The organism is Actinophytocola sp., assembly GCF_036555685.1.
In the GTDB taxonomy this organism is placed as follows: domain Bacteria; phylum Actinomycetota; class Actinomycetes; order Mycobacteriales; family Pseudonocardiaceae; genus Actinophytocola.
The window spans coordinates 20,456-29,092 of record NZ_DATBKY010000182.1; the positions used below are offsets into that span (position 1 = coordinate 20,456).

The window sequence follows — 8,637 nt, forward strand, 5'->3', positions numbered from 1 at the left end:
GCGGTTGTGCCCGCCAAATGTCCTGGTCGTGACGTATGTGTCACACGCGTGCACGAGCAGACGACCGACGGCGTGCGGCTCACGGGACTGATGTTGCGACCGAGACACGGCCGTGACGAACCGGGCGGCGAGTTGGCCGTCGTGGTGGGGCACGGGTTCACCAACCACGTACGCAAGCCGTTCGTGACGCGCATCCTGCACCGCCTGGCGCGAACACACAGCGTGATCGCCCTCGACTTCCGCGGACACGGACGCTCGGGCGGGCGCAGCACCGCCGGGCCGGCCGAGGTGCACGACCTGGACGCGGCGATCCGCCTGGCGAAGCGGCACGGCCACGAGAAGGTCGCGACGCTCGGCTTCTCGATGGGCGGCTCAGTCGCCGTCCTGCACGCCGCCACCGGAGCGGAACGGCCGGACGCCGTCGTCGCGGTGAGCGCGGCCGCGCGCTGGTGGACCCGGGACTCCGCAGCGATGCGCCGCCTGTTCTGGCTGGCCGAGCTGCCACCCGGACGGCTCGCGATGCGTGCCGTGCGGGTGCGCATCGCACCCCCGACAATCGAGATACCGGCAAGCCCCGTGGAGGTCGCGCACCGCATCGCACCCACCCCCGTACTGCTGGTGCACGGCGACGGGGATCATTACGTGGGCGTGGACCATCCGCTGGCCCTGCGCCGGGCCACCGGCGGTCACGCGGAACTGTGGCTCGAACGCGGGCTGCGGCACGCGGAGACGGCGATGACCCCCGAGCTGGTCGACCGGATGGCGGCGTGGCTCGCGGATCGGCGCGAGGGCACTGGCGGCAGGGCTGAGAGCGAATCGGAGCGAACGGCGGCATGACGACGATGACCAACCCCGGCCAGCCCCGCACCGTGCCCAGGCGGCGACGCCGGACGCGGCGGCTCCTGATCACGCTGGTCGTGATCGTGGGGCTGCTCGTGGCGGCCGACTTCGCCGCCGCGTCGGTCTTCGAGTACCAGGTGTCCAAGCGCGCCCGCGAGCAGTTCCACCTCACCGACGACCCCGCGGTGAGGGTGAACGGCTTCTCCTTCCTCGCGCAGGCGATCGCCGGCGAGTACGGCCACGTGTCGATCGACGCGAAGGGCGTGCCGGTCAAGGACACGCTGCGCGACCTCGAGGTCCACGTCGACCTCATGGGCGTCGCCGCTCCGCTCGGCGACCTGCTCTCCGGCTCGCTCAAGCAGGTCCGGATCGCCGAGGTCGAGGGCCAGGTCAAGGTCAAGGCCTCGGACGTGAACCGGGCGATCCTGGAGAACAAGAACCCGCTGATCTCCCAGATCGCGAACGTCACGATCGACCCGATCAGCGAGGCCGACGCGCAGTCGGACCCCGACGACCGCACCGAGAAGCAGCAGGCCGAAGCCGAGCGGGCGACCGAGCTCGAGGACGACGACGACACCAAGGCCGGCGCGAAGATCTGTGCCACCGGGGACATCGGTGGCGAGGAGACCGACTTCTGCGCCTACGGCCTGATCCAGCTCGTCGACGCCGCCAAGGCGAAGTTCACCCCGTCCCGCCTCGAGGTGACCAACAGCGTGCTGGGCTCGGGCGAGCTGCCCAAGCAGTTCGAGGCCGGCATCCTGCAGATGCTCACGGTCACCCTGGACCCCGGCGAGCTGCCGTTCACGGTCACACCCACGGCGGTGAATGTCGAACCGGGCATACTTTCGGTCAAGGGCAAGGCCTTCGACGTCGTGCTCAGCGGGAGTGATCTATGACCGGTGCGCTGGTGCTGATCGGCACGCTCGCACTCGCGACCGTGCTGGGCCTGGCGCTGCGCGCCCGCAACGGCCGTGTCCGCGAGGCGGTCGGCCGCGACCTCCCCGACGACGTGCGCCGCGCGCTTCGACCTGGCGGCGTGACGCTCGTCCAGCTGTCCACCTCGTTCTGCGCGCCCTGCCGGTACGCCCGCGTGCTGCTCGCCGACCTCGCCGAGCGGACCGAAGGACTGCATCACACCGAGCTCGACCTCACCGACCGGCCGGACCTCGCCCGCGAGCTGTCCGTGCTGCGCACGCCGACGACACTGGCGATCGACGAGCGGGGCACCGAGATCCTCCGCGTGGGCGGGGTACCGAAGCGGGAAGAGCTGCTCGACGCGCTCCGGCCGCACCTCGCGACCGCCTGACCTCCGCGGATCACCCTGACGTGGCGTCTCACCAGGTGGACGCCCCTCCCAGGGGCAGAGATCCGGCGGTACTGTGCGAAACGTGTACACCTTGCTGACCAGGCGGCGCGCGGTCGACTACTGCCGCGTCGACTCAAGCCTGTGTCTGGCACCTGACTGACGGGCGAGCGCCCCTTTCCGGCCTCCGCCCGCCGCTGGTTTCCCGCTGCCCAGCCGCCTCGGCCAGGAGGTCGTCCGTGCCCGCACATCCACCTGTCGATTCGCCCGTCGATCCGCGTGGTCCGCGTTTCGCCGCGTGGGTCACCACCGTGGTCCTCGCGGTCGTGCTGGTCACCTCGTGGTGGCCGCTGCTCGCCGCCCAGGCCGTGGTGTTCGCCATCGGCGCGTTCGCCGGGCTGCGGGTCGCGCCGTACTCGCTGGTCTACAAGCACCTGGTCGCGCCCCGGCTGCGGCCGGCCGGCGAGCGCGAGGAGGCGGCGCCGCTGCGCTTCGCCCAGGGCGTCGGCTTCGGGTTCGCCGTACTGGGCACGCTCGGTTACGCGCTGGACGTGCCGGTGCTCGGCGCGGTGGCGACCGCGTTCGCGCTGGCCGCGGCGTTCCTCAACGCAGCGTTCGGGTTCTGCCTCGGCTGCGAGGCCTATCCGCTGATCCAACGATTCACACCGACGAAGGAGAGAGCGCTCCGATGAGCCGCGAAGACGTACTGGTCACGGCCGACTGGGCCGAAGAGAACCTCGGAACCGCCGGGGTGGTGTTCGTCGAGGTCGACGAGGACACCTCCGCGTACGACGGCGGCCACATCCCGGGTGCTGTCAAGATCGACTGGAAGACCGAGCTGCAGGACCCGGTGCGCCGCGACTTCGTCGACCGCGCCGGCTTCGAGAAGCTGCTGTCCGCCAAGGGAATCAGCAACTCCGACCGCGTGGTCCTCTACGGCGGCAACAACAACTGGTTCGCCGCGTACGCGTACTGGTACTTCAAGCTGTACGGCCACGACCAGGTGCAGCTGCTCGACGGCGGCCGCAAGAAGTGGGAGCTCGACGGCCGTCCCCTGTCCAAGGACACGGTGACCCGCGAGGAGACGACCTACTCCGCCACCGAGCAGGACACCGCGATCCGCGCGTTCCGCGACGAGGTCGTCGAGGCGATCAACGGCAAGAACCTCGTCGACGTCCGCTCGCCCGACGAGTTCTCCGGCAAGCTGCTCGCACCCGCGCATCTGCCGCAGGAGCAGGCGCAGCGCGCCGGGCACATCCCGACCGCGATCAACGTGCCGTGGAGCAAGGCGGCCAACGAGGACGGCACGTTCAAGTCCGCGGACGACCTGCGCGAGCTGTACAAGGCCGCCGGGATCGACGAGTCCAAGGCCACCATCGCGTACTGCCGGATCGGTGAGCGCAGCTCGCACACCTGGTTCGCGCTGCACGAGCTGCTCGGCTACTCGGACGTGAAGAACTACGACGGCTCCTGGACCGAGTATGGCTCGCTGGTCGGCGTGCCGGTCGAGATCGGTCCCGGCGCCCACTGACCGGGCCCCTGACGCGAGGCCCTTGAAACGCGAGGAGACGACATGAGTGACGGGTGTGGCGCGCCGGAGCAGACCGCGGCGCTGCCGGCGGGCATCGATCTCGCGAAGGAGATCGTGCTCGGCGGCAAGGTGACCGTGGACGGCGCGCCGGTCGGCGGCGCCTTCGTGCGGCTGCTGGACGCGAGCGGCGAGTTCACCGCGGAGGTCGTGTCCTCACAGGACGGTGACTTCCGGTTCTTCGCCGCGCCGGGCCGGTGGACCGTTCGTGCACTGCACCGCAGCGGAAACGGAGAGGCGAGCGTGACCGCCGACGGGCCGGGGCTGCATCCCGTGGCCGTCGCGGTCGGCTGATCTTCCTCCCGGGGGCGCGGGGCGGCCGGTCGGCCGTCCCGCGTTCGCATATCCTCGCCGGGTGGAACTGTTCTGGACCGCCATGTTGATCGTCGCCGCACTCGCCGGCACCGGGTTCCTGGGCCTGCTGGCCCACCGGCTGCACACGGGGTCCGGCCGATGAGCGACACGCCGGACGGCCCGGTTCCCGGCAGCGGCGACGCCGCGTTGCGCGCGGCCGCCGAGCGCGCCGCGACGACGCGGGAGCGCAACCTGCCGCAGTGGCCGGACCTGCCGATCCCGAACGACACCGCGAACCTGCGCGACGGCGCGAACCTGCACGACGCCCTGCTGCCGCTGCTGCCGCTGATCGGCGTGTGGCGCGGCGAGGGCGAGGTCGTGTACCCGACGATCGAGTCACAGCACTTCGGCCAGCAGGTCACGTTCGCGCACGACGGCCGGCCGTTCGTGTTCTACGAGTCGCGCGCGTGGCTCCTGGACGCGGACGGCAAGGTCATCCGCCCGGCCGCGCGCGAGGTCGGCTGGTGGCGCCCGCAACCCGACGAGACGATCGAGCTGCTGCTGGCCCACGCGACGGGCATCGTGGAGATCTTCTACGGCGAGCCGCGCACCCAGACGTCGTGGGAGCTGGCGACCGACATGACGATGCGCACGGGCTCGGCGAAGGACGTCTCCGGCGCGAAGCGGCTGTACGGCCTGGTGAACAACGGCGACCTCGCGTACGTGGAGGAACGCGCGATGGTCGGCCAGCCCCTGCAACCGCACACGTCGGCCTACCTGCGCCGCATCGCCGGCTGACCGCTACCGGCGGAAGGGCCGCCGACCGTCGCGGGGTTCCATGTTGTCGAACGCCGTGAACCAGGCGGGCGGGCGATAGTCGCCGATCCCGAGGTCGCGGTTCACGTCGTTCTCCGGATCCTCGGCGCCGTCGTGCTCCGGGTCGAAGATCCACCGGATCTCCGTGTCCTGGAAGAGCGTCTCGGTGGCGAGTTCCCAGGCGAGGTCGTCGCGGTGGGTGGGCAGGTGCTCGAGCAGCCCGTCGAGGCCGAACAGATCATCGCCGGCGGCCGCTTCGGCGTAGCGCAGCATCAGGTGCAGGGCCATCTCCTCGCCCGCGCAACGTGGCCGTGGCCACTCACCGGCCTCGATGTCCTCGACCAGATCGTCGAACGCTCGCGCGGCCTGCCTGCGCCACACCGCGTCCTGGCGCCAGGTGATCCGCGGATACTGGTCGAACAGCATCCAGTCACTGTCGGCGCCGACCGGCTCGTCACCGCGTTGCACGACGTCTTCGTACGCCTGGTCAGCGGACATCTGACCCGTCACCCACAGGCACGCGGCGGTTCGAGGGGTGAGCTGAAATCCCCCGCAGCGCTCGCACGTCTCACGACCACAGCGACAGATCGGGAACAAGGCCGCGAAGTCCGGATCGCCGTCCTCGACACCGCCGTGGCCGATTTCGTCGACGCTGTACTCGGCCTCCACCGGTTCGACTCCCGACAGGGCCACCATCTCGTGCGGCTCGGTGATCCATGAGATGGCCTTGACCAGATCTCCGCGCACCGCCTCCCGCTCGTCGGCGTCGAGCTCGTCCGGAGACCCGCCGAACTGGGAGATCTCCGCCTGCTGGATCCTTTCCACGGCGGCACGCTCCACCGCCGCCGGATCGGTCACGTCGAAGACGGCTTCCGCGGACACCCTGATCCTGCGCGCGGCAGGCTCCCCGTCCCCCATGACTCCCCTTCAGGCGTACTCGGACTCGTAGAGCGCGTTCAGCTCGCCGTGCAGCTCGGTCGCGTCCGGGAGCGGCACGCCGTCCAGCGTGTGCACACGGGTGATCTTGCGGACGCTCGACGCCAGGAAGAGAGCGTCCGCGTCCCGGATCTCCCGCAGCGTCAAGGGCTCCACCTTCGTCACCCAGCCGGCCTGCTCGGCGGCCCGGAACAGGGCGCCCTGCGTCGTGCCGCGCAGGATGCCGCTCGACGGGGGCGTGGTCCGCAGCGTGTGGCCCTGCGCGATGACCACGTTCGACGTCGGGCCCTCCAGCACCGAGCCGTCCGCCGCGAGGAAGATCGCCTCGTCGGCGTCGTTCGCCTCCGCGTAGCGCAGCGCGGCCATGTTCACCGCGTACGAGAGGGACTTCGCGCCCAGCAGCAGCCACGGCGCCCGCGACACGATCTCCGGGTCGTACCCGCGGTCGAGCGTTATCGCGCGCACGCCGGTGACCCGGTTGCGCAGTGTCTTCTCCGCGATGGGCAGGCCCATCGCGAACCCGGTCGGCGTGCCGTCGCCGAACTCCGGGCCACGCGTGTAGACCAGCTTGAGCGCCATCTCCGCCGCGCCCGCCCACGCGTCGAGCACGACGCGCACGCACCGCTCCCACGCGGTCCGGTCCGGCGGCGGCAGCTCGAGCATCGCCGCCGAGCGGGCCAGCCGGTCCAGGTGCGGGCCGAGCTCTCGCGGTTTGCCGTCCACCACCAGCACGGTCTCGAAGATCCCGTCACCGCGCATGAGTCCGAGGTCGTCGACCCGGATGTGTGCCGCTTCGGGGTCGGCCAGCGTTCCGTCGAGCATCGCAAGCACCCGCATGCCAGGAAGCCTACTCAGCCACGCGCATACGATTCAGGACGTGACGCGCGACGTGGAGGCGGAGCGGAACCAGCTCAAGGAGACGCTGCACCGCCGCGGCATGCGCATGACCCCGCAACGCCAGCTCGTGCTGGACGCGCTGGTCGAGCTCGAGCACGCGACCCCCGAGCAGGTCTACCAACAGGTGCAGACGCGCACCCCGACGGTCAACATCACGACCATCTACCGCACGCTCGAGCTGCTGGAGAGCCTCGGCATCGTGCGGCACACCCATCTCGGCCACGGCGCGCCCAACTACTCCGTCCACGAGCACGGCCACGTCCACCTCGTCTGCCACAACTGCCACAACGTGATCGAGGCGCCGTGCGAGGTCATGGACGAGCTGCGCGGAACACTGCGCGCCCGGTACGGGTTCGAACTGGATGCCAGCCACCTCGCACTGTCCGGCATCTGCCGCAACTGCACAGGGGGGAACTCGTGACACTCGATCTGCCGGGCGCCGTACCGCCGCCGGAGGGCTCGCCGGACCAGGGCGTGCCGTGGCACTTCGGCGACCCGTTCGCCGAGCAGCGGACCGCCGCGCGCAAGGTCGCGGTCGTGGACCGCGCACACCGGGAGGTAGTCGCGGTCACCGGCGAGGAACGGTTGTCCTGGCTGCACCTGGTGATCTCGCAGCACGTGAGCGAGCTGCCCGTGAACACCGGGACCGAGGCGCTCGTGCTCGACAGCCAGGGCCGGATCGACGCGCACATGGTGCTCGCCTACGCGAGCGGCGCGGACGGCGAGACCGTCTGGCTGGACACCGACCCCGGCGCGGTCGCGACCGGCGCGCGCGGCGGGCGGGTGCCGCTGCTGGAGTACCTCGAGTCGATGGTCTTCTGGTCGAAGGTGACCCCGCGTAACGCCACGGCCGAGCGAGCCGTGCTGTCGGTCGTCGGCCCGGAGGCGCCCGAACTGCTGGCCGCCGCGGGACTCCCGCTGCCCGGGAGCCCGTACGGCGTCGCGGCGAGCTCGGACGTCATCGTCCGGCGGATGCCCTGGCCCGGCGCGGTCGCCGCCGACCTGCTGGTGCCACGGCCACTGCTCGCCGCCTGGTGGTCGCGGCTGACCGAGGCGGGCGCCCGGCCGATGGGCTCGTGGGGTTTCGAGGCGCTGCGCGTCGAGGCCGCGCGGCCGCGGGTCGGCGTGGACACCGACGACCGCGCGATCCCGCACGAGGTCGGCTGGGTGCACGTGGCCGCGCACGTCGCGAAGGGCTGCTATCGCGGGCAGGAGACGGTCTCGAAGGTGCACAACGTGGGCCGCCCGCCGCGCCGCATGCTGCTGTTGCACCTGGACGGTTCACCGGAGGTGCTGCCGGAGACCGGCGACCCGGTGGTGCTCGGCGAACGAACCGTGGGGCGGGTCGGGTCCGTCGCCCAGCACCACGAGCTCGGCCCGATCGCGCTCGCGCTGGTCAAGTACTCCGTGCCGCTGGACGCCGAGTTGCTGGCCGGCACCGGGGACCGCGTCGTGCAGGCGGCGATCGACCCGGACGTGGTGCCGGAGGCGACCCCGGGGCTCGGTCGCGAGGCTGCTCGGCGGCTTCGCGGCTGACTAGCATCACGGTCCATGACAGGGACCCTGATCACCGTCGCGCCGACGGGCGCCGAGCACGCCAAGGCCGACGTGCCGAACCTGCCGGTCACCCTCGAGGAGCTGGTCGCCGAGGCGAAGGCCTGCGAGGCGGCGGGCGCCGGCATGATCCACGTCCACATCCGGGGCGCGGACGCGACGCCGACGCTCGACCTGCGGCGGCTCGAGGACACCGTGGCCGCGTTGCGCGCGGAGACGAACCTGGTGGTCCAGCTGTCGACGGGCGGCGCGGTGACCGACCCGGAGGCCGACCGGCTGCGCGTGCTCGAGGCGCTCCCCGACTCGGCCTCCTGCACGATGGGCACGGTCAACTTCGGCGACGACGTGTTCATGAACCGGTGGGAGTTCATCGTCGAGCTGCACAAGCGGATGCGGGAGCGCGGCATCG

12 protein-coding genes are annotated in these 8,637 nt (G+C 71.3%); 10 read left to right on the forward strand and 2 right to left on the reverse strand.

The window, feature by feature from the left end; genetic code table 11:
* Window positions 1–48: 48 nt before the first annotated feature.
* The 7 genes from VH969_RS17575 to VH969_RS17605 all read left to right on the forward strand — a co-directional run bounded on the left by VH969_RS17575 (window position 49) and on the right by VH969_RS17605 (window position 4,823).
* On the forward strand, window positions 49–837 hold the full coding sequence (locus VH969_RS17575) for an alpha/beta hydrolase family protein (RefSeq protein ID WP_331975453.1): 789 nt from the start codon (window positions 49–51) through the stop codon (window positions 835–837).
* Entirely contained in the window at window positions 834–1,736 is a 903-nt protein-coding gene (locus VH969_RS17580) for an LmeA family phospholipid-binding protein (RefSeq protein WP_331975455.1), read from the forward strand. Before VH969_RS17575 ends, VH969_RS17580 begins: the two co-directional genes overlap by 4 nt.
* Window positions 1,733–2,146, forward strand: coding sequence for a TlpA family protein disulfide reductase (locus tag VH969_RS17585; protein WP_331975457.1), 414 nt, complete (start codon window positions 1,733–1,735; stop codon window positions 2,144–2,146). The genes VH969_RS17580 and VH969_RS17585 overlap by 4 nt, the downstream gene beginning before the upstream one ends.
* A 236-nt stretch (window positions 2,147–2,382) precedes the next feature.
* Entirely contained in the window at window positions 2,383–2,835 is a 453-nt protein-coding gene (locus tag VH969_RS17590; RefSeq protein WP_331975459.1) for a DUF4395 domain-containing protein, read from the forward strand.
* Window positions 2,832–3,674 (forward strand): sulfurtransferase, encoded by an 843-nt coding sequence (locus VH969_RS17595; protein ID WP_331975461.1) that lies wholly within the window; start codon window positions 2,832–2,834, stop codon window positions 3,672–3,674. The genes VH969_RS17590 and VH969_RS17595 overlap by 4 nt, the downstream gene beginning before the upstream one ends.
* Window positions 3,675–3,716: 42 nt before the next feature.
* On the forward strand, window positions 3,717–4,025 hold the full coding sequence (locus tag VH969_RS17600) for a DUF1416 domain-containing protein (protein WP_331975463.1): 309 nt from the start codon (window positions 3,717–3,719) through the stop codon (window positions 4,023–4,025).
* A gap of 159 nt (window positions 4,026–4,184) precedes the next feature.
* Window positions 4,185–4,823, forward strand: coding sequence for a heme-binding beta-barrel domain-containing protein (locus VH969_RS17605; RefSeq protein WP_331975465.1), 639 nt, complete (start codon window positions 4,185–4,187; stop codon window positions 4,821–4,823).
* 3 nt (window positions 4,824–4,826) lie between these two features.
* Here the strand turns inward: VH969_RS17605 and VH969_RS17610 are convergent, their stop codons facing one another.
* On the reverse strand, window positions 4,827–5,759 hold the full coding sequence (locus VH969_RS17610; protein WP_331975467.1) for a hypothetical protein: 933 nt from the start codon (window positions 5,757–5,759) through the stop codon (window positions 4,827–4,829).
* Between the two features lie 9 nt (window positions 5,760–5,768).
* Window positions 5,769–6,614 carry an aminodeoxychorismate lyase gene (locus VH969_RS17615; RefSeq protein WP_331975469.1) on the reverse strand — a complete coding sequence of 282 codons (846 nt, stop codon included), beginning with the start codon at window positions 6,612–6,614 and terminating at the stop codon, window positions 5,769–5,771.
* 100 nt (window positions 6,615–6,714) lie between these two features.
* Between VH969_RS17615 and VH969_RS17620 the strand changes: the two genes are divergently transcribed.
* The 3 genes from VH969_RS17620 to VH969_RS17630 all read left to right on the forward strand — a co-directional run.
* Window positions 6,715–7,095, forward strand: coding sequence for a Fur family transcriptional regulator (locus VH969_RS17620; RefSeq protein ID WP_331975479.1), 381 nt, complete (start codon window positions 6,715–6,717; stop codon window positions 7,093–7,095).
* Complete coding sequence (gene ygfZ / locus VH969_RS17625) at window positions 7,092–8,210, forward strand: CAF17-like 4Fe-4S cluster assembly/insertion protein YgfZ (protein ID WP_331975471.1); 1,119 nt, start codon at window positions 7,092–7,094, stop codon at window positions 8,208–8,210. Before VH969_RS17620 ends, ygfZ begins: the two co-directional genes overlap by 4 nt.
* Before the next feature lie 15 nt (window positions 8,211–8,225).
* Window positions 8,226–8,637, forward strand: a 412-nt coding sequence (locus tag VH969_RS17630; protein ID WP_331975473.1) for a 3-keto-5-aminohexanoate cleavage protein, incomplete at its 3' end; no start/stop codon positions are given.

Coding starts and splice junctions, on each gene's coding strand:
- VH969_RS17600 (WP_331975463.1), top strand. CDS start 3,717: ATGAGTGACGGGTGTGGCGCGCCGGAGCAGACCGCGGCGCTGCCGGCG.
- VH969_RS17605 (WP_331975465.1), top strand. CDS start 4,185: ATGAGCGACACGCCGGACGGCCCGGTTCCCGGCAGCGGCGACGCCGCG.
- VH969_RS17610 (WP_331975467.1), bottom strand. CDS start 5,759: ATGGGGGACGGGGAGCCTGCCGCGCGCAGGATCAGGGTGTCCGCGGAA.
- VH969_RS17580 (WP_331975455.1), top strand. CDS start 834: ATGACGACGATGACCAACCCCGGCCAGCCCCGCACCGTGCCCAGGCGG.
- VH969_RS17595 (WP_331975461.1), top strand. CDS start 2,832: ATGAGCCGCGAAGACGTACTGGTCACGGCCGACTGGGCCGAAGAGAAC.
- VH969_RS17620 (WP_331975479.1), top strand. CDS start 6,715: ATGCGCATGACCCCGCAACGCCAGCTCGTGCTGGACGCGCTGGTCGAG.
- VH969_RS17615 (WP_331975469.1), bottom strand. CDS start 6,614: ATGCGGGTGCTTGCGATGCTCGACGGAACGCTGGCCGACCCCGAAGCG.
- VH969_RS17585 (WP_331975457.1), top strand. CDS start 1,733: ATGACCGGTGCGCTGGTGCTGATCGGCACGCTCGCACTCGCGACCGTG.